The sequence below is a fragment of the Haloarchaeobius baliensis genome, assembly GCF_052060055.1.
Lineage (GTDB): Archaea > Halobacteriota > Halobacteria > Halobacteriales > Natrialbaceae > Haloarchaeobius > Haloarchaeobius baliensis.
This window is the reverse complement of record NZ_JBPPFR010000001.1, coordinates 961956-984917: the sequence shown is the minus strand read 5'-3', so window position 1 is coordinate 984917 and position 22962 is coordinate 961956. Positions and strand designations below refer to the sequence as shown.

Below are 22962 nucleotides of genomic sequence, written 5' to 3'. Positions count from 1 at the left end.
AAATAAATTTACACCGGATTCATAAAAATATAAGTAGTGGACGCGTGACTGCCGTTGTGTGTCATGACAGGCGATAACACGCAATCGTGGGCACGACGTACCTTCCTGAAAGCGACCGGCGCGGCGGCCTCGGCCGCGGCACTGGCGGGCATGAGCTCGGCGACCCCCGGACGGGATCCGCAGCCGCGTGAGAACGAACTCATCGTCGGCGTCTCGGCGGCATACAGCATGTCGTCCACCGAGTCGAGCGTGCAGAACGAGCTACCGAGCCAGGCGAACGTCTCCCACCGGAACGAGAACCTGAGCTACTTCACGGTCGAGCTCCCGGACGCGGCCGCGGCACAGGCCGAGTCCGCCCTCGCGGAGCGGCTCCGCGAGCAGTCCGGCGTCCGCTACGTCGAGGAGAACGAGACCGTGCACGCGTTCGCGACCCCGAACGACTCGCTGTTCGACCAGCAGTACGCGCCACAGCAGGTGCGTGCACCGTCGGCGTGGGACACGACCCAGGGCAGCTCGGACGTGACCGTCGCGGTGGTCGACCAGGGTGTGAAGTACGACCACCCCGACCTGGAGGCACGGTTCGGCTCCGACAAGGGGCAGGACTTCGTCGACAGCGACGGCGACCCGTACCCGGACTCCATGGCGGACGAGTACCACGGCACCCACGTCGCCGGCATCGCGGCGGCGACCACCGACAACAGCACCGGCGTCGCCGGCATGTCTGACTCGACGCTGCTGTCCGGACGAGCCCTCTCCGAGGAGGGGAGCGGTTCCACGACGGACATCGCGGACGCCGTCGAGTGGGCGGCCGACCAGGGCGCGGACATCATCAACATGAGCCTCGGCGGCGGTGGCTACACGGACACCATGAAGAACGCCGTGAGCTACGCCGTCAGCAACGGCTCGCTCCCCATCTGTGCGGCGGGTAACGACGGCTCCGGCTCCGTCTCCTACCCCGCCGCGTACGACGAGTGTGTGGCCGTCTCCGCGGTCGACAGCAACGAGGACCTCGCGAGCTTCTCGCAGTACGGACCGAACCTGGACGTCGCCGCACCCGGCGTCGACATCCTCTCGACGTGGACCGAGTACAAGAGCCAGTTCGGTGGCGAGTACAACAAGATATCCGGCACGTCGATGGCGTGCCCGGCGGCGTCCGGCGTCGCGGCGCTCGGCAAGGCAGCCGACTCCGGCCTCTCGCCGACCGAGCTGCGCAGCCGCCTGAAGAACACGGCAGTCGACATCGGCCTCTCCGAGGAGGAGCAGGGTGCGGGTCGCGTCGACGCGCTCAACATCGTCGACGCCGCCGGCGGCGGTGGTGACGACCCGCCGTCGAACGAGGCACCGACGGTGTCCATCGACGCCTCCTCGGCGACGGTCACCGTCGGTCAGGAGGTCACCTTCGACGGCTCCGGCTCCAGTGACTCCGACGGCTCCATCAGCTCCTACGAGTGGAGCTTCGGCGACGGCGCGTCCGCGACCGGCCAGACCGTCACCCACACGTACAGCGAGGCCGGCGACTACAGCGCCAGCCTCACCGTCACCGACGACGACGGTGCCGAGAGCACCGACTCCGTCTCCATCACCGTCGAGTCCGACGACGGTGGCGGCGGCAGCTGTGGTGACACGTCCGCCGGCGGCTCGGCCGACGGCTACCTCTACGGCTACTACGACTCCACGTCGTACACCTACACGAACAGCCTCGAGAACCCGTGCCAGGTCACCGTCTCCCTGACCGGGCCGAGCAGTGCCGACTTCGACCTGTACGTGACGCTCGACGGGCGCACGCCCAGCACGTACGACTACGACAAGCGCTCCATCTCGATGAACAGCGACGAGCAGGTCATCATCGACAGCCCGAGCGCGGGGCAGGACATCGGCATCCTCGTCGACTCCTACTCCGGCTCCGGCAGCTTCACGGTCAGCGTCGAGGAGCTCGGTCAGTAAGGCCAGCGCACCACGGAACCACTCCCGCCGCCTTCTTCCCCGTTCGCTCCCCTGCCAGCGGCGCTACTCCTCGATGACGACGTCCTCGTTCGCGGCGTTCCGGAGCGCGTCGGAGCGGCCGTGCTCGCCGGGGGCGATGGCCAGCGTGCGGATGCCGTAGCGTCCTGCCTTCTCGAGCACCGGCTTGAAGTCGGTGTCCCGCGAGGCGATCGCGAGCGTGTCGATGGCCTCGGTCACCACGGTCTCGGTCGCGTCGACAGCGAGCTTCACGTCCACGTCCCCGCTGGTGATGACGACCTCGAAGCCGCGGGCCTCGGCGGCCTGGATGAGGCCGGGCGTCGCGTGCTCGTCGAGGTACAGCCGGGTCACCGCGAGGTCGCCCACGTCGGTCGCCGCCGTCCGGACGTCGTCGAGATCGACGTCGAACTCGTCGCGGAGCACGTTCGGGCCGTCGACGAACAGGCCCACGCGTGCTCGCGGATGCGGCTCCGTGCCGGGCAGGAGCCGTCTGAATCGCTCGTCCATATCTGCTCCTCTCTCGGTGCCGCTCAAAGCCGTGGCGGTTCGGCTGGAGCCAACACACAACTACTTGCAACTAGAATTCAATTTGTATCTGTATTAAAATTAGCAATGGAATCTACAAAAATTTAAATAGGCAAGGGGGTCTCGGTAGGAGTGTCTCATGACAGACGATAGCAGTCACGATTGGGGACGACGTACCTTCCTGAAGGCAACTGGTGCCGTGGGGGCGGCAGCAGCGTTCGCGGGGCTCACCTCCGCGACACCCTCGCGACAGCCGGGCCCACGACCGGACGAGATCCTCGTGGGCGTCACGAACACGTACTCGGTCACCGACGTCGCGTCGACGACCGCGAACGACGAGCGACTCCCGAACGGGATGTCGGTCACGCACGAGAACGACGACCTCAGCTACATGGCACTGTCCAAGCCCGAGGTCACGACGATGTCGGACGACGACATCATCGAGACGCTCGAGTCGCTCGAGCACGTGCGCTACGCGGAGTTCAACGAGACGCTACACGCGCTCGCCGAGCCGAACGACCCCCGCTTCGGCGACCAGTACGCGCCGCAGCTCGTCAACGCACCGGCCGCGTGGGACACCACCCTCGGTAGCGAGGACGTCACCATCGCGGTCATCGACCAGGGCGTGAAGTACGACCACCCCGACCTCGCGGGCCAGTTCGGCTCGAACAAGGGCTACGACTTCGTCGACGACGACGGCGACCCGTATCCGGACTCGATGTCGAGCGAGTACCACGGCACCCACGTCGCCGGCATCGCGTCCGCGACGACGAACAACGGCGACGGCGTGGCCGGTATGTCGAACTCCAGCATCCTCTCGGGTCGTGCACTCTCCGAGCAGGGTAGCGGCTCCACGGCGGACATCGCCGACGCCGTCCAGTGGGCGGCCGACCAGGGCGCGGACATCATCAACATGTCCCTCGGCGGCGGTGGCTACACCAACACGATGAAGAACGCCGTGAGCTACGCCGCGGACAACGGCGTCACCATCATCTGTGCGTCCGGCAACGACTCCTCCGGCTCGGTGTCGTACCCGGCCGCCTACGACGAGTGTATCGCGGTCGGTGCCATCGACGAGAACGAGAACCTCGCCAGCTTCTCGAACTACGGCGAGAAGCAGGAGGTCGTCGCACCCGGTGTGAACGTCCTCTCGACGTGGACGGACTCGCCGTACAACCGCATCTCCGGCACGTCCATGGCGTGCCCGGCAGCGGCGGGCGTCGCCGCGCTCGGTCTCGCGGCGAACCCCGGCTGGTCGAACACCGAGCTGCGCAACCAGCTGAAGAACACGGCCGTCGACATCGGGCTCCCCGAGAACCAGCAGGGGTCCGGCCGCGTCGACGCCGCGAACCTCGTCGGCAGCGGCGACGACCCCGACCCGCCGGAGAACGAGGCCCCGACGGTGTCCATCGACGCCTCGTCGGCGACGGTCACCGTCGGCCAGGAGGTCACCTTCGACGGCTCCGGCTCCAGTGACCCCGACGGCTCCATCAGCTCCTACGAGTGGAGCTTCGGCGACGGCGCGACCGCGACGGGCCAGACCGTCACCCACACGTACAGCGAGGCCGGCGACTACAGCGCCAGCCTCACCGTCACCGACGACGATGGCGCGAGCACGACGGACTCGGTCTCCATCACCGTCGAGTCCGAGGACGGCGGCAGCTGTGGCGACGAGTCCTCCACGGGCTCGGCGGACGGCTACCTCTACGGCTACTACGACTCGGACAACTACACGTGGACCAACGACCTGCAGAACCCGTGCCAGGTCACCGTCTCGCTGTCGGGTGGCAACTGGTCCGACTTCGACCTCTACGTCACGACCGACGGTCGGACGCCGAGCCAGTACGACTACGACCGACGCTCCATCACGCCGGACAGCCAGGAGCAGATCACGCTCGACGACGTGAGTGCGGGCCAGCAGATCGGCATCCTCGTCGACTCCTACTCCGGCTCCGGTAGCTACACGGTCAGCGTCGAAGAGCTCGGTCAGTAACGCGCGCCACCGCGTCGAGCCACTCTCAGACTTTTTATCATATCGCCGCGGTTTTGATTTTTCTACGCTTCCCGAGGGAGTTCCGGACGACCGGGAGCCGAGGCCGACACATTTTTATAACCAAATTCCATTTCCATCGGAAATCATAGATGAACATAGCCAATATCGCAAGCCTTTAGTGTCGTCTCTCTGACCGGCCACTCGGTCATGGCAGATGATGACAACCGACAGTTCGGACGAAGAGGCATCCTGAAAGCGACGGGCGCGCTCGGCGCGGCCGCTGCGGTCGGCGGCATCACCAGTGCGACCCCGAGTCGGTCGCCCGGACCGAAGGAGGAGGAGATACTCGTCGGCGTCAGCGCTGACGTCACCGACCGACGGGCGGCGATCCGGTCGGCGGTGCCCGCCAACGCACGCATCGTCCACGAGAACGACGACCTCGGCTACGTCGCCGTGGAGTTCCCCGACGTGGCGTCGACACAGGCCCGCGAGAACTTCGTGTCGGCGGTGACACGTGAGGATGGTGTGAAGTACGCCGAGCGCAACGAGACGATGCACGCGCTGGCGACGCCGAACGACCCGCAGTTCGGCGACCAGTACGCACCACAGCAGGTGAACGCCCCGGGCGCGTGGGACACCACGTTCGGCAGCTCGAACGTCACCATCGCCGTCGTCGACACTGGCGCACAGTACGACCACCCCGACCTGGCGGCGAACTACGCCTCGGACCCAGGCAGGGACTTCGCCGACGGCGACGGCGACCCCTACCCCGACGCCCCGAGCGACGAGTACCACGCGACCCACGTCTCGGGCTGTGCGTCGGCGGTCATCGACAACGGCACCGGCGTCGCCGGCCAGAGCAACTCGACGCTCATCAACGGACGCGCGCTCGACGAGACCGGCAGCGGCTCCACAGCGGACATCGCCGACGCGGTCCAGTGGGCGGCCGACCAGGGCGCGGACGTGATCAACCTCAGCCTCGGCGGCGGTGGCTACACGGAGACGATGAAGAACGCCGTCAGCTACGCGACGAACAACGGCGCGCTCGTCGTCGCCGCGGCGGGGAACAACGGCTCCGGCTCGGTGTCGTACCCCGCCGCCTACGACGAGTGCGTCGCGGTCTCGGCGGTCGACGACAACGAGAACCTCGCGAGTTTCTCGCAGTACGGGTCCAGCGTCGAGCTCTGCGCGCCGGGCGTGGACGTGCTCTCGACGACGACCGAGGCGCGTGGCTCCTACGAGCAGCTCTCGGGCACCTCGATGGCGACGCCCGTCGTCTCCGGTGTCGCCGGGCTCGCCGCGGCCCAGTGGGACCTCACGAACGCGGAGCTGCGGAGCCACCTGAAGAACACCGCCACGGACATCGGTCTCTCCAGCGACGAGCAGGGGAGCGGGCAGGTGAACGCCGAGGCCGCGGTCACCACCGAGCCCGGTGACGGTGGCGGTGGCGGCGGCGGCGGTGGTGGCGGCGGCTCCACCTCCGGGAGCGTCTCCGACTCGCTGTCTGGCTACTGGGACTCCGCCTGCTACACGTGGGCGTGGGAGTACAGCTCCCCGAGCCAGGTCGAGGTCGTCCTCGACGGGCCGTCCGACGCCGACTTCGACCTCTACGTCAACGACGGCGAGGCGGCGTGCCCGTCCTCGAGCAGCTACGACTACGGCTCCTACACGGTCGACAGTCAGGAGACGGTCGTCATCGACAGCCCCGACACGTCGACCGACCTCTACGTCACCGTGGACTCCTACTCCGGGTCGGGCAGCTTCGACCTGACCATCACCGAGTACGAGTAATCCGCGCCACAGTCGGTCGGCTCACCCGCCCGGTCCACCGTAGACCGGTGGTGGTCGACCCCCGTGCCAGCCGTTTTCTTTAACTCTTTACGTCCCGGGTTCGACCGCCCAGGTATGAGCAGTCCGCACATCCTCATCCTCGGTGCACCGGGCGCAGGCAAGGGAACCCAGTCCGCGAACATCGTCGACGAGTTCGGCGTCGAGCACGTCACCACCGGCGACGCGCTCCGCTCGAACAAGGAGATGGACATCTCGGACATGGAGTTCGAGTACGACACGCCGGGCGAGTACATGGACGCCGGCGACCTCGTCCCGGACGCCGTCGTCAACGCCATCGTCGAGGAGGCGCTCTCCTCGGCCGACGGCTACGTCCTCGACGGCTACCCCCGCAACCTCGAACAGGCCGAGGAGCTCGCCGACATGACCGACCTCGACCTCGTCCTCTACCTCGACGTGGACCGGTCGGAGCTCGTGGACCGGCTCACCGGCCGCCGCGTCTGCGAGGACTGCGGCGCGAACTTCCACGTCAAGTACAGCCAGCCCGCGGAGGCGGGCGTCTGTGACGAGTGCGGCGGCGAGCTCGTCCAGCGCGAGGACGACACCGAGGAGGCCGCCGAGAACCGCCTCGACGTGTTCGAGGAGAACACGCTCCCCGTCGTCGAGTACTACGAGGGCACCGACGAGTTCGTCGCCGTCGACGGCGAGCAGGCCCCCGACGCGGTCTGGGGCGACGTGAAGGCCGCCATCGAGGCTGTCACAGAGTAAAAGACTCTTATCCCACGACTGCCAACAGGCTCCCATATGGCCTGGACGGCGGAACAGATACAGGACTTCCTCTCGGACAACCCCGGGACCTCCGAGGCGTTGCAGACGGTCATGGACGCCTCCAACGACGGGGCCGACGAGGTCGAGTGGAAGGACGTCAAGGACGAGGACGGTATGGACAGCGGCCGCTGGGGACGACTCATCCAGAGCGAGATCCTCCGCGAGCAGGAGGACGGCTTCGTGGTCGTCGACCCCGACGCCGTGCAGGACGCGCTCGACGACGACATCACCGTCGCGAGCGAGTCCGTCGAGGTCGACAGCGAGGGCTCGAGCTGGCACACCCGCGACAAGCTCGCAGCGGTCGTCTCGGTCGGCATGATGGCCGGCTACTACTACACCCCCATCCGCAACGCGGTCGGGAGCAGCATCAACGTCATCTTCGAGCCGCTGAACGACGTGCTCCCGTTCTACGCGGTCATCCTCTCGGTCGCGCTCATCACCGGGCTCTACTCGACGCTGCTGCAGGCGAACATGGTCGACCGGAGCAAGGTCAAGCAGATCCAGCAGAAGATGCAGAACATCACCGAGCGCGAGCAGGCCGCCAAGGAGGCCGGCGACGACGCCGCCCTCGAGCGCATCCAGGACGAGAAGATGGACGCGCTCGGCGACCAGGGCGAGATGATGAAGGAGAACTTCCGCCCGATGGCGTGGATCATGCTCCTGACCATCCCGGCGTTCCTCTGGATGTACTGGACCATCCTCGACCCCGGCCACCTCGGCCCCGCCGAGCAGAGCATGGTGCTGCCCATCTTCGGGGAGCGCGAGTGGATGGCTGGCGCCATCGGCCCGATGCCGGCGTGGATCGTCTGGTACTTCCTCTGCTCGATGGGGTTCACCCAGCTCATCCGGAAGACGCTCGACCTCGACGCGACGCCGACGTAGGACCGGCACACACGGCCGTCGTCCCGGCGTCCAATCACAACCCATTTTACGGCCACCCGCGCAGATAGGATATGTTGCTCACCGTCTCCGGCCCGCCGGGCAGTGGCAAGAGCACCACTGCGGCCGGGCTGGCCGATGCGTTCGACCTCGACCACGTCTCCGGCGGCGATATCTTCCGCGAGCTCGCCGACGAACGCGGCTACACACCGCTCGAGTTCAACAAGCTCGCCGAGGAGGACGACCAGATCGACCGCGACCTCGACCGACGCCTCCGCGAGATCGCCGTCGAGCGCGACGACCTCGTGCTCGAGTCGCGCCTCGCCGGCTGGCTCGCCGCCGAGCAGGCCGACTTCCGCTTCTGGCTCGACGCCCCCCTCTCGGTGCGCGGCGACCGCATCGCCGACCGCGAGGGCAAGGAGCCCGCACTCGCCGCCGAGGAGACCGCGGCCCGCGAGTCCAGCGAGGCCCAGCGCTACCACGAGTACTACGGCATCGACATCGGCGACCTCTCCATCTACGACCTGAGCGTCAACACCGCGCGCTGGAACGCAGAGCACGTCCAGCACGTCCTCGTCAGGGCGGTGGAGTCCTACGACCCCGAGACCGACGAGGGGAAGGCACCGGTCGAGCTCGACTACGAGTTCTGACCCATGTCCCTCCGTGCACCGCCCGACGAGCGCTCGCCCGCCGAACTGCTCGAGTTCGGCGTCGTCAACCTCGACAAGCCCGCCGGCCCGTCGGCCCACCAGTTCACGGGCTGGTGCCGGGACGCCGTCGCCGACGCACTCGACCGCGCCGGCAGCGACGCCACCGTCGACGAGGCCGCCCACTCCGGCACCCTCGATCCGAAGGTCACCGGCTGTCTCCCGACGCTGTTCGGCGACGCCACCCGGCTCGCCCAGGTGTTCCTCGAGGGCGCGAAGGAGTACGTCGCGGTGCTCGAACTCCACGGCCGCGCCCCCGGCGACGTCGAGGCCGTCGCCCGCGAGTTCGAGGCTCCGCTCTACCAGAAGCCCCCGCGAAAGAGCGCCGTCTCCCGAAACCTCCGCGTGCGCGAGGTGTACGACCTCGACGTGCTCGAGGTCGAGGAGCGCCGCGCCCTCGTCCGTGTCCGCTGTGAGTCCGGCACCTACATCCGGAAGCTCTGTCACGACCTCGGACTCGCACTGGGCACCGGCGCGCACATGGGCCACCTCAGGCGCACCGCCACCGACCCGTTCGACGACTCGACGCTCGTCACCTACCACGACCTCGTCGACGCGCTCGCGTTCTGGGTCGAGGACGGCGACGAGGCACCGCTCCGCGAGGTCGTCCAGCCCGCCGAACGCGCGCTCACGCACCTCCCCAGCGTGACGATTGCGCCGTCAGCCGCCGAGCAGGTGGCCCAGGGCGCACAGGTGTACGCGCCCGGTGTGATCTCGGTCGAGGGCGGCGCGCAGGGCGACCTGGTCGCCTGCTACCTGCCCGGCGGCACCGCGGTCTGTCTCGGGACGCTCGTCGGCGACCCCGACGCCGACTCCGGAACCGTCGTCGAGCTGGAGCGCGTGCTGGTGTAGCGTGGTGCCGACGAAACGACACGCTTAAACGGCAAACGGGCATCGGTTGACGTACGGGACCGTGGGGTAGTGGTATCCTCTGCGGATGGGGTCCGTAGGACCCGAGTTCAATTCTCGGCGGTCCCACTCGAAATTTAGCAACTCTCCAACAACGGAGAGTATATCCACCCGAAACGCCCGAAAATCCAATTCTCGGGTTAGGGACCTGTTTCCTTAGACACTCACATAGCAGTCGCGACGGCCCGCGAGGTGGTCATCCGTGAGTTCTGTCGGTATCTCGCACGAGGAGCTTCGCGTTCGGGAGCGGTCCCGTCCGAAGCCCACCACGTCGCGGGAGTTCCGGTGCGACGACTGTCGCGCCCGCTGCACCCGGATGACGGACGGGACCGAGGCGGGTCACGCGAAGGGGTGCCCGCACCGGCTCCGTCGACTCGGGAAGGGCCAGCGCGCGCCGCCGTCGACGGAGATCGTCACGGACGGAGGTGCGAGCGACGATGCGTAGTGCGTTCGTCCAGGCGTCCCGGCTGTACGACGCTGAGAGCGGCGAGACGACGCGCTGGGACTGGCCGACGCCCGACGAGTCGGAGGGGCGACAGTGACGACGCAGACGGGGACGCAGGCCCACGAGTTCGAGGCCTATCTGAAGTACCCTCACTACGGGCTCGGACCGTACATGCTGCTCGCGAAGGCTATCGTCGGTCGGTTCGACGGGTACGCTGAGTTCGAGACGGAGATCGACGGCGAACGCTGGGAGATTCAGTGCAACTACTCGAAGACCGGTATTGCGCCCCGTCCCAGCGACAACGTGCAGGGAGACGCGCTGTACTCGTGGGACATCACCTGCACGGGCGAGGGCCGTCGCAAGTTCTCCCCGCTGATTGAGCCACGGTTCGAGGATATGCGCCACCGCGAAAGCGGGGAAGAACTCGGGTTCGGTCAACGCTGGTGGAAGCGGTTCGGCACCGAGGGCGTCGACGTCGAGCTGAAGGCCAGCAACGTCGACCCCGACGAAGTGCCGAAACTGATGCATGGCATCGTCGACGCGATTGCCACCCACGCGGGGCTGTCGATGAACTCGCGGTACTTCAGGGACGAACCGAGTTCAGCCCACTCTCGGGTCACAGCCTACGAGCGATACGTTCGGGTCCGCCGGTCGATGGCATCGAAGATGCTCGCGAGCGGGACCATGATGCAGGTGATGCACCTGCTGGCCGACGAGAAAGGGACGAAGGTCGAGTACAAGGCCGACAACGAGGGCATCGTCGGGTACATGCACCGGCTCTGGGTCGGTCCGGATAGTGCGAAGAAGCTGATTCCGAGCCACCGGTACGGGTTCCAGTTCAAGCACTACCACCCGAAACACGTCCACAGCGACCCCGAAGAGCCGTTGTACCACCCAAAGGTGGGCGTGCTAGTGAACCAGCAACGTAACGGTGGTAACCCGATTATCTGGCGCGACCTGGACGACGCCGAGCGCGAAATCGAGGAGACGCTGCTGAACTTCCTCGAATGGGGCGGTGTGCCGACCGAGCCCGACCCGACGACGTACATCGAAGACGACCATTTCCGACCGGCAGTCCGTGAGGAGACCGTCGCGATGTACGATGACCCGACACCGGAGATCGAGGCCGAGCAGGAACACCTGCTCGTCACGTCGCTCCGGGACATGACCAACGCCGACGTTGCGGTCCTCGACCAGCTGCTGACCGACGGCGGTGGGCAGCACTACGAGGAGATAGCCGACGAGACCGACCACGCGGTCAGTACCATCTACCGGGCGCTGGAACGCCTTGGCGCGGTGCTGAAGAACGACGACGGCGTTGTGAGCTTCGCATCGCGGAAGTTCCACGACGAACTGAAGGGCATCATCGAGAGTACCGAGCACCAGGTGAAGAACGCGGCGGACCGAGCGGCGAAGATCCTCGGGATGAACAGCCGTCAGGCCGAGTCGTCTCCGTTCCAGCTGTGGCTGAACAAGTACGGTGCCGAGGTCTCGGTGGGCGATGGCGGCAGCGTGGAGACGGTGCGTATCGACACGATGCTGTCGCTGCTCAAGTCAACGAACAAGCCACGCATCCAGGACGTGCTGGCCGAGGCGCGGAAGGCCTGGCACAAGTGCGGCTACGACGTGATCGACCTGGCGGGTGCGAGGGTCGTCGCGAAGATCGACGGGGAGCGCAAGACCGGCGTGTTCTCAGAACTCGCCCGGTAGCGCGGGCCCGAGTAGAGGCATCACTGTCTCGTACCCCTATTTTCCCCACCTGAGTTGCGTCCTTCGCCTCGTGTAGCTCAACTTTGGTTGGTCATGTGGTCATGAGCGGTTCGTCGAGCTCGAAATCGTGCCGCCGACGGTGCGGGTCGTTCCTGCGTAGCGGGAACATCCCCTTGTAGAGTGTGCCCAAGGGCACAAAGCAGAAAAAATACTCAGCCCCCGCCCCACCTCCGCACCGCCGATTCCAGATGAAACACTCGAAACGGTGGTGATGGGAGCATTCCGCCGGTACATAAGGTTCGCACAGAACACGTCAGCTGTTGCATGTTTGCATCATGTTATTCGGTCCTTCCCCTTTGGTGCGGGCTCTGTGAGTTGCTTCCAGGGTGATTATCTGGTGACCGTGGACTGGCCTCAGGATGAGTGGAGAATTCAGTATATCCTGTTAGGGTTCTGGGGGTGGGTAATCGAGGACTGCTTGCAAGAATGCGATTGGGGTCTCGTAATTGTGATTGCACAAATTGACGTAGGGTTGGTCGATTGGCTGAACGGTGGTCCCGTTGTATTCGGCGTTTGGGAGCATGACGTCGTTTGTGGCCACGCACATCTGGAATTCGATTTCGGGGTGGTCAACGAGTGTACAGACGTCTTCGAGGGGGTCCCGAAGTGATCGGGACATTTCTGACTTGTTCGTGTAGATGACTACTTCTTGGGTTGCCCTTCGGAGTTCATCTCCGAGTCGGGTTTGTGCTGTTCCTTTTGCGTTGTGCGCTTCGACGTTAAATTCGACTGGATCGTCAATGATAGGAATGCATAGTACGACGTCAAGATTCTTGTCCATCAGGCGAGCAGCGTACCCATAGAGCTTTTCTTGGGTCTCGCCAAACGGACTGCAGTTTGAGGCGCTCATGTTAGAACCTCAGAAAGTATGCATAATCGTCGTCAGTGTGAGCGCTGAGTTTCGATCGCGTTTTCATTTCGGTCATCTCGTTTTCGACCGGTTCGCGGTCCACTAGCCAGTCTTCTATTTCTCGGAGCACACCATTGCTGAGAATCTCCGATTGTGGAACATTGAAGATGGTTCGTTTGAGCTGGAGGTTTGCCTCACACCCGTCTACATCCGGCGAGAGAAATACTGTTCGGATGGTCTCGGGGTCGATCTCGGAGAAGATATGGTCAAATTCGCTCCGGATACGCGCTGGAAGTTCCTCGCCGTTCGTTTGATCTTCGTTGACGAGGCGAGCCTTCGCGATCTCTGCTTTCAGTTCAGCCAGCTCATGGATGTCGACGTTATAGTCATCCGCAAGCTGCTTGATCTGGCTGAGCGTGGTCTGCATTTCGTTCTGCAGTCGGTTGATCGTTTGTGGATAGGTGAAGCCGAGGCGATCTTGAATGATCTCTACAGCGGCTTGTTCTGCATCAGTTCGGCTATCAGTCTCGGTTTCGGTGTTCAGGCCGCTTGCCCCAACTCGTGTGATGATCTCGTCCCACGCTGGGGTATCGGTGTTCAGATCATGACTCCAGAGTTCTTCATTAAGGACTTGTGTGTTTCTGGTCAACCGGTACAGGGACGATAAGATTTTTTCGGGACGACTGTCCAGCGTGTCCCAAAATAGGTCAACGACTCCCTGGCCCCCTTCGATTTGTTCAAAGGTATGGACTTTATATTGGTCGCTGTCGGTGCTGTCGGTCGGGCGGTCAGTTCCGTAGAGTAGGACTTGGGTATTGACTCCGGTGACGTCGGCTACTAACATTGTCAAGAGATGGGATGCTGTCACCGAAATGATGCGGTCGTTTTCGATCGTGTCGAGGGCTTTATGCTGCGCAATTCGGTTGCGATCGAGATTGATACGCCCGTCACTGTCTCGGAACCGTTCAATTAATGAGTTGATCGACAGTGTGAGAGCCCGTGTATTCAGAGAATAGCCCAGTCGCTGATCGCCAGCGTAGATCGTCTCTTCGATTGTGGGGGCGTCGTAGTCGAGACTCGGCCCGTTATAACCTTCTTTGGTGGGGGTGATTTCGAGACTTACAGATTCGACCCACGCCTGAGCGTTGACCGACCGAAGATCGAGAAGATCACTGTGTTTGTTCCGTTTTGTGGAAACTTCTGTAGGGTCGTTGACCCGGGTAGCAATTTCGGGCCTCGAATAGATCTGGCCAAATTCGCGTTCTTCCTTATCGTAGAGCGTGACCTCATTTGGTGAGAGGATTTCGTACGTATTTGCGTCATATGGGACGATCTTGTTTCCCCGTCCGGAGATGTCTTCGACGCGTTTGAGCGATATTTGATCAGGTATGAGAACGTTGTTATGCACTTCACCGAGTTCTGAGAAGTTGAATTCTAACTCACCATCTTCGTTGCGGACGACATCGGGCTGGAATACGTTCATGGCATCCGCACTTCCTCGTTCGCTTGCTCCGGCGGCGTATTCCGTCCGGAATGGCAGATATTGAGAGAGGAGTTTGTCGACAGACTTCTCTGTTGACGTGTCATTTGGTCGTTCGAGATCGAAGTACCACCCCGTATCTGCGAAGTAATTTGGTGGCACATACCAAATTTTACCCATTACGGTTGGGTCGTCGGCGTCTTCGTTGCCGCGGTCAACGCGGAGAGCCTTCTCGAAATAATACGCACCACGGAGAAGATATTTTACGGCATAGATACTCCCTTGCCTAAATCGAATGTTTTTGTATTCACGTATTTGCTTGAACGATTGTTCAAGATAATAGAGGATACGTCGGCGCGTATTTTGGCGCTGAATTTTCCCTGAAGTCGCCCCCTCTTCGATTGTTTTGATAGTCTGGGTTAAATCAAAGAAGGACTGCACAGGATCATCGTCAAGCGTCTGTTGCGGCAAGTCTCGGACATCTCCTACAACACCAAAGTTTGAGCTGATAACTTGATTGAGCTCCTGCGCTGCAGTCTCGGGATCATCGAACTGAATCGATTGGATTTCGTCCCGGAAATGCTTGAGCGACTCTTCTAACCCTGTCTCCCCTTCTCGGTTCGCTAACTCGATAAAGGTATTTATGTGCTTGAGCAATTTCCGTCGAAACTGCCCCAAGAGGTCTGCCACAGCGTCCTGTTGTAAAAATACCTTATCTGCCTCTCTCTCGAGCGCACCACTAAATTGACGGAAATATGTTTTGATCTGTTTAACCTCGTTCTCAACCGGATTCCACGCCTGTGCCAGTGAATTATCCAACAGCGAGTCCGTATTTACCGTCACATCGACCAAGTTCTGAAACACCGATTGGGGCGACTGAAGGAATTCGTCGTACAACTCCCAACCCTCTCTTTCAAAGAATCGCGTGAGAATTGCTGATTCGTGGTGTCTCCAGTCGTTCTGTTCCGCCACCGCTGCTAGTTCACAGTAGTAGTGGTAAAACCACTTATGAATCTCATCTACAACGTGGTTCTCCGTCCGTAGTGGCGTTGAGATATCTTGGTCGACGAAGCCATCCGCTCGGTAGTAGAAGTTAGTATCCCCACTGTAACTCGAAAGCAACGTAAACATGTGGGCGTCCCCGGATGACCTGCCGGCACGGCCTGCCCGCTGCTTTAATGCAGCTACGCTATTCGGTTCACGATAATTAATAATGTATCCAAGAGTTTCGATGTCCACACCGACCTCCAAAAACTTCGTGCCGAGCGTAAGATCGTGCGATGGAATTTCATCAATCGTATGCTCAGAATCAGAATACACTAATCTCGGCTCATCAAGCGGCGTATCCGACTGCGGAACATGCTTCGTCTCCTCCGCAAGGACCCGCCAATCGCCCTCCCCGCCATGATCGAAATGATGCTGGTAGAGTTCCCGATGCCGATCAGCATCGACAAATTTGGTATTGAGGCTCCGAAGCAGACTTTTACTATCGATAAACGAGAGGATGTTTGACCGATCTGTCTTCTCGTTCTCAGCGGTCGGTTCAAGAAGTGAATGACCCAGCATCATGCCATGCTGTAAGAACTGCGATGCAACATCTGGCCCATCATCACCGGGAGGCGTCAGCATGAAATAGTAGTGTTGCTTGTCCGAATTCCCATCATCAATGTCCGTCTCCGTCGGCGCAACCACCTGCAAGTCCTCCTTCGCATACCCTTCTTCTGTTCCATTCGGAACCGCTGAATCAATCGATAAGCCAAAGAGACGCCGACCAAATCGACCTGGATTCTGGATTGTAGCACTCGAACCAATAAACACTCCCGGTGACGTCTCACCGTCAGCTTCTCGATTCCGGACCCGTTTGATGTTCTGGATCACATTTGCGGCATGCGAGCCCCGCAAGCCACTGTATTGATGAATCTCGTCAAAGACAAAATAATCCGCCCTGTTGACGAGGTCGTAATGCGGTTTCATCGCGATATTTTCCAGTGACTCCAACGTCGTCAGCAAAATGTTCGGCTCCTGATCGACAATCTGGCTCCGACCAAGATAGAACTCGCTCGAATCAAACAACGACTCTCCACCGCGATTCTCCAGCGTATACGATGACCGCCCGTCAGGGTCGTCATTAATAAACAGCCGGCTATCTGGCGCGGAGGTATCCCAATATTGTGCTCCAGTAAAAACGGTGCCGGCTCGAGAGTATTCAGCTGTGCTTCGCGACGTATCCCCAGCCTGCCCTCGCCTTTGCGGGGTGTTCCCGTACCAAATCCCAAATGTTGGGATTTCCTCCCCCGCCTCTTTCCTTTGATATAAGATGTCCATCACACGGGATAACTGATCATGGAGCAACGCCCGACTAGGATACACGAGAATGGCGGTGTCGCCACTAACGTTCTGACGAGTCCCGTAGTCATTATCTAGATTCGAGAATAACCGATGCATCACATACCCCATAAAACAGCCAGTCTTGCCAAATCCGGTCGGAGCTGTGATGACCACACCCTGATCTCGCCCCGACTGCTGGGCACGAGTTTCGAGTGAGTTCATCGTCTCCCAACTCTCGAGCTGGAATTGGAGTGCCGTCCCACTGTACCCGAGCAAATCAAGAATCTCTTCGTATTGGACCTCGTACTGCTCCTCAATGTCGTTGACCGGTCTGTAATCTGCTCTGGGTTTGTCTTTCGAGGCGTGCTTGACTGAATGGGTCGTATAGGTCGCCTCGTCATCATCAGCAGGATCATTGAACAGCTGCTGATTGTAGACAGTCGCGCGAAGAATGGCCGCAATCTCCGGGTCTACGTCCAAGTTTGAAAAGTCCGTAAACCGGTCAACATATCGCATGAGACTTACCAATATGGGCTTATAGAAAAAACTGCTGTCCACATAGCCACGAGAAGCTCACCATCGGTTAGTCGGTGTCGTTTTGTCGATGTTTCTCGAGTTGCGTTTTTGCTTCAAGAATAACATCGTCATAATCGTTTTTCCGAAGGAATCGCGGATAGTGAATGCCAGACAACACCGCCTCTTCGAAATCCCTGCTGAGGCCCGGGAAGATAACGATATCCAGGATTCGGCGGCGATAATCTTTCGTCTTGAACGTATCCTCATAAACAAGCCAGATTTTGAGCCTGGCCGCCGATTTCTGCGGGTACTCACGTTGCAACAAATCATCGATATTCATCGCCGAATCAGCCGTCTTCACGCCGATCTCGGCAAAGTACGCTGTCTCTTTTTGTTCACCCGGGATCGTTTGTTCGTGGGTGTCCTTCCAAGGTGTCTGATGCACATTTGCCCGGAAAACATCAAGTCCAAGGGTGGCAGGGCTGGATTGTAATTCAGGAAAAAGAGGCTCTGACGAATCACCCGTCCCCTGCCCCCCCGAGTTGATCTCCGTCAATTGTGATTCGGCACGGACACGATCGGCTTTACCCTTTCCGAGATTTTCGACCTCGAAGAGCAATTGATCCTCATTTACGTCCTCTGGGTCAGGATATTCCTCAGTGGCTGCACAGACCGATTTGTAATGTCCCGCACGCTGGATGACGAGATCAGGCAGATACTGCTCGCGCTGAATTCGGAACTGCAAGTAGACTAATACCAATAATAGCAGCGACGATAGCGGTGGCGCAACTTTGGTCACAAGAAACTCAACCGTATCCATGGCCCGAAGACGGACTCGCCTCAAAATAATAGTTCCCCATCATGATAACAATTCTGAACACTTGAGATAGCGTTTGAGACAGCCCAAATCTTTACCATGAGTGGATTAACCCCCTAGACAAACAATGGGATCAACGCGTGATTTCCCTGTGTTTAATCTGAATCACCCGAAGAACTTCATCGGATACCTATTTGTACGTCAAACCATCGATCAAACTACGTCAATTGCAGCCGCCTACGACCGCTACCAAATCGGTGGAGACCTTGTTGATGCCCAACGCGGCGCCGAACGCTTCGGGTGGATCAATCGGCATACGGATTCCATTACTCCTCCGGGAGAACAGCTCCTTGCAACGACGCGTGAGCAGTTCGGATCGATCACTGGTGGACTGACCGCGATCGAAGACCTCTATGGGAGTAGTACGCGGCTTGTGGATGCTCATCCTTGTTGGAAACCCGCGCTCCAACAAGGCGTCGCCAATTCACCGCGCCTCATCCGACTTCTCCGCGCGCTCGCTGATAGTACAGCGACCAGTTCGCGATCTACTCTCTCACTTCCAGAATTCTTTCTTGCCCTCTATCAGCGGGCCCCAGAGTTCGCCCTTACCGCATTTATCCGAGACAACCACCGTGATAACCTCTCATCCCTTCTCAACTCCGACTCGGATCAGCAAACCATTCTTGAGGAACTTCAGGACCCGTCGTTCTATTACGTCCCAACAGTCCAGCAATTGAAATCAGTGCTATACCACAGCGGTATCCTCACCACCCGAGGAAGCGATGCACGAAGCCTAAAGCCCGGAAAACCAGCCTTCGAATGGGCTCTCACCAACGACTACCAACTCCCCGGACCCGAGACAACAGGGCTCAAAGCAACCACTGCTCACGGATCACCACTAGAAGCATCACCACATCCAGACGAGCAGTCACCCGATTATTATCCACCCGACAGGGCCGACTACACCACCTCGCGTGTCATCCGAAACACCACTATCGTCTCCGAACTCAAAGACACCTACACCTCTACCTGCCAAGTTTGTGGCGAACAGCGGAAACGAACGCCCACACAGCCCTACGCAGAAGGCCACCACCTCAAACCTCTTGGCAACCCCCACAATGGCCCAGACGCAAAATCAAATTTACTCATCGTATGCCCCCAATGCCACGCTGACCTCGATTACGGTCTCATTGCAATCCACCCAGACACACTCCACGTTGCGCACGAATATGACCAGACGAGAGATAGTATATCACTCACCATCTCAGAAGCTCACGATCTCAACCCCCGTTTTCTCACCTATCATAATCAGACAATCGTCAACTGGGACTGGCGCTAACTTTCGAACTCAGCAATCGCTGTCGGGCCAGCCAACCATAACACCTCCTCGTCTTCCTCAACACGTTTCACCCACCCAGCACTCGCAATCGCCTGCAACGTCGCCTCCACTTGATCAAACTCCGAACTCTGGACACTGGCAGCCAAGCCGATGTCTCGTGTCGAAACTGGCATGGCATTCGAACGCAACAAATCAAACATCGCCGTCCACACCCGGTCGCGGACAGTCTGATCGGTCCGGTCGCACTCTCGATCGGTACTCTCGCTCGGAGATTTCGTTCTATCTAGCGACATCGTTCCAGAGAGTTCTCGAAGCCGTCGTCGCCACGTCAACCATCCTCTTGCAGCATCCCGGAACGTAAACGATTCTCCGGGCTGTCGCTGATGCCGACTGAACGCGTAGGCGTACGCCCCAGAATCAGCACTCCGGAGCGCATCTAATACCTCGCTGTACTGCAGCACTTCATTCTTTACTCCAAACGCATGCAGGTCCACCCACCCGGGTAACGCCTCATGTAACCGCACGATAATTCGGGCGACCTCCTCTGGCTGGTGTCGTCGACAGACTGAGCCAATTCCAAGATAGTTCGTTAGCGCACCGCGGTCACGCAAAGCCTCGAAACACTTGAGATATTCATCGACTGTCCAGCCCTGAAGCACAGCGATTGGTTGCCCGGGAATGGATTGCTCGCTCGCTGCGTCTAACAACCGCACGTGATGATCGACTGTATAATCAATGTGATCTGATACAGTTCGATCATGCTTCTCGAGGAGACCTGGCTCGCATGGATAATCTCTCAGCGCCCAATAGGCGGGGGCCTCCTTGTTGAGATAGGAGAGATAAGCATCGTCGGACGTCTCATATTCACCGGTTCCTTGCATCATGTGACTGAACCCACCTGAATCGACAAACAGCGTATACTCGGACCGGGAATGATACTTGTTGTCCCAGGGGCGATTGCAGGCGGTGGCATGGGAAATCATGATGCGATCGGGTTGCATTCGCATCAACGCGGATCGCTGTTGCCCTGAAGCGGCCCCGTCGTACCATTCAATCTCTGGAATCGAATCAGCCATAGCAGGATCTCCAAAGATCCCGCGCGACATCAATGTTCGCCAGTCACTGACGAGGTTGCGGTGGAATCAGAATCATTACCACCCCTGACGGCGAACACACTGTATCTGAATGTCGGCGTTTCACTCCTCTTTCGTGTCGGCGGATGGTGATGCACGCATTGGTCGGATCGAGACACCTCGCGGATCGGTTGAAACACCGGCGTTTTTCCCGGTCGTGAATCTGATTGGCGGCACAACTGTTCGATCTGGCGGTCTGTGGAGTCGAACCCGGAATCGATTGTTTGCTGACGACCGGTTCCAGGGCGCGATGTTTCAGGCGATGGGGTTCCTCGACTTTAACATCACACCTGCAGATTTGGAGCAGTGGCGGTCCAAATCGATGCACGAGTGGTATTCAGACCGGGACCCCCGTTCGAACGCCGTTGAACCAGCTGCTGATTTTACACAGCCGTTGTTCGTGGATTCGGGCGGCTACAAGCTGATGAATGCAAAGACATTCGGCGACCGGCCGAGTGACGGTGGCGAGGACAACGAATGGGGGATCTACACTGACCCTGAGAGCATCCTAGATTTACAACTCGATTACGGTGCAGATATCATCGCCACGCTTGACTATCCGATTCCACCGGACCTGAAGGAAGAGGAACGGTATGCACGGATGGAGTCAAGTATTGCAAGCGCGAAACAGACCCTCAATTTACTTGAGGAGCGAGAGAACGCGGCTGGTGGGGACTTTCAGCGCCCAAGCGTCTATTTCTCGATCCACGGCCACGACTACGAGTCAATAAATTGGTTTGTCCGTCGGGTTCTTGACGAAGTCGGAGACCAGGCTTCATTTGACGGGTTCGCTGTCGGCTCCCTGGTCCCACTCCGTAGCAACATTGAGCTCTTGATAGACATCGTGCAAGGAGCTAGTATGGCCATCCCCAAAGCTCGTCGTGATGAACTCGGCCTGCACGTCTTCGGCATTAGCGGCGAACTCTTCGCCTTACTTTCGTTGCTGGGCGTGGACTCGTTCGACTCGTCCTCGTTCGTCCAGTCGGCTCAATACCAGAAAATAATCCACCCAGAGACATGGAGGCGACAGGATGTGATGGACCTTGATGACACCTGGACCTGCCAGTGCTCGGCCTGCCAGGAGATGAACATCCCGGCAATGCAACAAACACTGGACGCACCTGGTCGCGACTACGACGATCCCCACGGGTTCCTCAAAAGCGATTACTATGCCCTCCTCGCTCAACACAACTTCGAAATCTATCAAGACGAAATCGAACGCGTCCGCGACAAAATCCGGGACAACGATCTCCTCAATTACGTCCTCCAACAGACGAACACCCACCCGAAGATTCGACAGGGACTCAAGCGCGCCCAGCGCTTCGCCGAAGACATTACCCCTAAAATCAAAGCCAGTAACGTCGCGGGCTCAGATAAAGCTGTTCGAACACAAACAAAACAGCTCATGCTCCAAGGTACTGGTACAACCCCAGTCGAAACCGATAGCAAAGAGACTCGCTCTGACTCAATCTCGCTCGCATATACTCCGGCTGACTTCGATGCCACCAAGGAGCCGGTCGAACCAATCGGCTGCCCCGTCCTCCTTGTGCTCCCCTGCAGTCAGGTCAAGCCCTATAGTGAATCGCGCACCCACAAAGCCGTCGCCAACACACTTGAAGACATTGCCCACAAATACTACAAAATCTCACTCTCTGGGCTCTATGGTCCTGTCCCAGAACCCTGCGAGACTCAAGACCCAGTCCGAAATTACGAATACGTCCTGTCCAAGGTCGATACAGAACAACAACAACTCGTCCGCGATCGACTCACGCAGTACCTTGACCAGTACGGCGACCGCTTCAACCAGATCATCGGCTACGCTACCACCAAACCATACAGAGGCGTTATCGAAGACAGTTTTGCACGGACCCAATACGATACCACTCTCTTCCCAACAAACCTCTCCGTCCAACAACTCGCCGAGTACTTCCGAAACGACCATCTTGAGGAACTATATGATGCGGTCAATGACGCTTAATGGCCCATCAGACCCCCGTCTCCAATACCACTCCACACCGGCTATCAGGAAATTCGTATCATCGTCGGTGAATCGAACCTGTTCTTCGAGCTGAACTCAGCCTCTGTATTCAGCGCAGGACATTAAATAAGGGTTCAAGAATTTCTGATTCACATTGTGGGGCACAACCGTTCTATTGACTGCAGAGGAATCCGATATCACTTCTAGGTTCGACCCCCCGGGGTCACACGTCATGGAACTACCTCGTCCGGATATGAACACGAGTCGCGCCTCGGTGTCCGTCGCCGTGTTCACGAGCGCGGGGGTAGCGAGGAGATCGGGCCCGACACGTGCTCGTCGCGGACCCCCTCGACAGTCTCATTTATATGTCGGCGTACACTCGCTCACCGCAGAAAACTAGGAATTGCAGCTCGTGTTCACGACCATGGGTCAACGAGACACCCCCGGAAGCGTCCGCATCCGCACCGACGATGGCAACGAATGGCGATATGACGCCATCCAAGCCGCCGCGAACTACTACGACTGCAACCGATCCGATGCCGTCGCATACGCTTGTGAGGACATGACCGGTGCTGTGGAGTTCGTAAAAAAGGTCCCCCAGCGCAAGGACCTAACAATCAACCAACGAAGAGAGCTCGTCGAACTTGCGAATCTTCATCTCCGAGGAATCTCATTCGAAGCTACTGAGTCAATTAAATCTGAACGCTGCTAACCC

17 protein-coding genes and 1 tRNA gene are annotated in these 22962 nt (G+C 59.8%); 13 read left to right on the top strand and 5 right to left on the bottom strand.

What is annotated here, in order from left to right; all coding sequences use genetic code 11:
• The first annotated feature begins 63 nt into the window (after positions 1 to 63).
• Positions 64 to 1944 carry a S8 family serine peptidase gene (locus ACSG06_RS05035; protein ID WP_440989175.1) on the top strand — a complete coding sequence of 627 codons (1881 nt, stop codon included), beginning with the start codon at positions 64 to 66 and terminating at the stop codon, positions 1942 to 1944.
• Positions 1945 to 2007: 63 nt separating this feature from the next.
• Here the strand turns inward: ACSG06_RS05035 and ACSG06_RS05030 are convergent, their stop codons facing one another.
• On the bottom strand, positions 2008 to 2469 hold the full coding sequence (locus ACSG06_RS05030; protein WP_440989174.1) for an NYN domain-containing protein: 462 nt from the start codon (positions 2467 to 2469) through the stop codon (positions 2008 to 2010).
• Positions 2470 to 2626: 157 nt separating this feature from the next.
• Here ACSG06_RS05030 and ACSG06_RS05025 point away from each other — a divergent pair, with 157 nt between their 5' ends.
• The 9 genes from ACSG06_RS05025 to ACSG06_RS04985 all read left to right on the top strand — a co-directional run bounded on the left by ACSG06_RS05025 (position 2627) and on the right by ACSG06_RS04985 (position 11746).
• Complete coding sequence (locus ACSG06_RS05025) at positions 2627 to 4480, top strand: S8 family serine peptidase (RefSeq protein ID WP_440989173.1); 1854 nt, start codon at positions 2627 to 2629, stop codon at positions 4478 to 4480.
• Between the two features lie 207 nt (positions 4481 to 4687).
• Positions 4688 to 6271, top strand: a complete 1584-nt coding sequence (locus tag ACSG06_RS05020) for a S8 family peptidase (protein WP_440989172.1) — start codon at positions 4688 to 4690, stop codon at positions 6269 to 6271.
• 114 nt (positions 6272 to 6385) lie between these two features.
• Complete coding sequence (locus ACSG06_RS05015) at positions 6386 to 7036, top strand: adenylate kinase (RefSeq protein ID WP_440989171.1); 651 nt, start codon at positions 6386 to 6388, stop codon at positions 7034 to 7036.
• Positions 7037 to 7072: 36 nt separating this feature from the next.
• Positions 7073 to 7978, top strand: a complete 906-nt coding sequence (locus tag ACSG06_RS05010) for a DUF106 domain-containing protein (protein ID WP_440989170.1) — start codon at positions 7073 to 7075, stop codon at positions 7976 to 7978.
• Positions 7979 to 8049: 71 nt separating this feature from the next.
• On the top strand, positions 8050 to 8625 hold the full coding sequence (gene cmk, locus ACSG06_RS05005) for a (d)CMP kinase (protein WP_440989169.1): 576 nt from the start codon (positions 8050 to 8052) through the stop codon (positions 8623 to 8625).
• Between the two features lie 3 nt (positions 8626 to 8628).
• Positions 8629 to 9534 (top strand): RNA-guided pseudouridylation complex pseudouridine synthase subunit Cbf5, encoded by a 906-nt coding sequence (locus ACSG06_RS05000; RefSeq protein WP_440989168.1) that lies wholly within the window; start codon positions 8629 to 8631, stop codon positions 9532 to 9534.
• Between the two features lie 55 nt (positions 9535 to 9589).
• A tRNA-Pro gene (locus tag ACSG06_RS04995) sits at positions 9590 to 9660 on the top strand.
• A gap of 133 nt (positions 9661 to 9793) precedes the next feature.
• Complete coding sequence (locus tag ACSG06_RS04990; protein ID WP_440989167.1) at positions 9794 to 10036, top strand: hypothetical protein; 243 nt, start codon at positions 9794 to 9796, stop codon at positions 10034 to 10036.
• 93 nt (positions 10037 to 10129) lie between these two features.
• Entirely contained in the window at positions 10130 to 11746 is a 1617-nt protein-coding gene (locus ACSG06_RS04985; RefSeq protein WP_440989166.1) for a DUF7845 domain-containing protein, read from the top strand.
• Between the two features lie 445 nt (positions 11747 to 12191).
• Here ACSG06_RS04985 and ACSG06_RS04980 read toward each other — a convergent pair whose 3' ends face one another.
• From ACSG06_RS04980 to ACSG06_RS04970, 3 genes are all read right to left on the bottom strand, one after another.
• Complete coding sequence (locus ACSG06_RS04980; protein ID WP_440989165.1) at positions 12192 to 12656, bottom strand: hypothetical protein; 465 nt, start codon at positions 12654 to 12656, stop codon at positions 12192 to 12194.
• Between the two features lies 1 nt (position 12657).
• On the bottom strand, positions 12658 to 16980 hold the full coding sequence (locus tag ACSG06_RS04975) for a DEAD/DEAH box helicase (RefSeq protein WP_440989164.1): 4323 nt from the start codon (positions 16978 to 16980) through the stop codon (positions 12658 to 12660).
• Between the two features lie 67 nt (positions 16981 to 17047).
• The gene (locus tag ACSG06_RS04970; RefSeq protein WP_440989163.1) at positions 17048 to 17800 is read right to left on the bottom strand and encodes a hypothetical protein; all 753 of its coding nucleotides are present in this window, start codon (positions 17798 to 17800) and stop codon (positions 17048 to 17050) included.
• Between the two features lie 124 nt (positions 17801 to 17924).
• Between ACSG06_RS04970 and ACSG06_RS04965 the strand changes: the two genes are divergently transcribed.
• The gene (locus ACSG06_RS04965) at positions 17925 to 19136 is read left to right on the top strand and encodes an HNH endonuclease (RefSeq protein WP_440989162.1); all 1212 of its coding nucleotides are present in this window, start codon (positions 17925 to 17927) and stop codon (positions 19134 to 19136) included.
• Here ACSG06_RS04965 and ACSG06_RS04960 read toward each other — a convergent pair.
• Positions 19133 to 20212, bottom strand: a complete 1080-nt coding sequence (locus tag ACSG06_RS04960; protein ID WP_440989161.1) for a deazapurine DNA modification protein DpdA family protein — start codon at positions 20210 to 20212, stop codon at positions 19133 to 19135. The two genes, ACSG06_RS04965 and ACSG06_RS04960, sit on opposite strands and share 4 nt — an antisense overlap.
• A gap of 109 nt (positions 20213 to 20321) precedes the next feature.
• On the opposite strand from ACSG06_RS04960, the gene ACSG06_RS04955 reads away from it, so the two are divergent.
• Both ACSG06_RS04955 and ACSG06_RS04950 read left to right on the top strand, forming a co-directional pair.
• Positions 20322 to 22247: a tRNA-guanine transglycosylase gene (locus ACSG06_RS04955; protein ID WP_440989160.1), complete on the top strand. Its 1926-nt coding sequence runs from the start codon at positions 20322 to 20324 to the stop codon at positions 22245 to 22247.
• Positions 22248 to 22671: 424 nt separating this feature from the next.
• Positions 22672 to 22959, top strand: a complete 288-nt coding sequence (locus ACSG06_RS04950) for a DUF7692 domain-containing protein (RefSeq protein WP_440989159.1) — start codon at positions 22672 to 22674, stop codon at positions 22957 to 22959.
• The last annotated feature ends 3 nt before the right edge of the window (positions 22960 to 22962 follow it).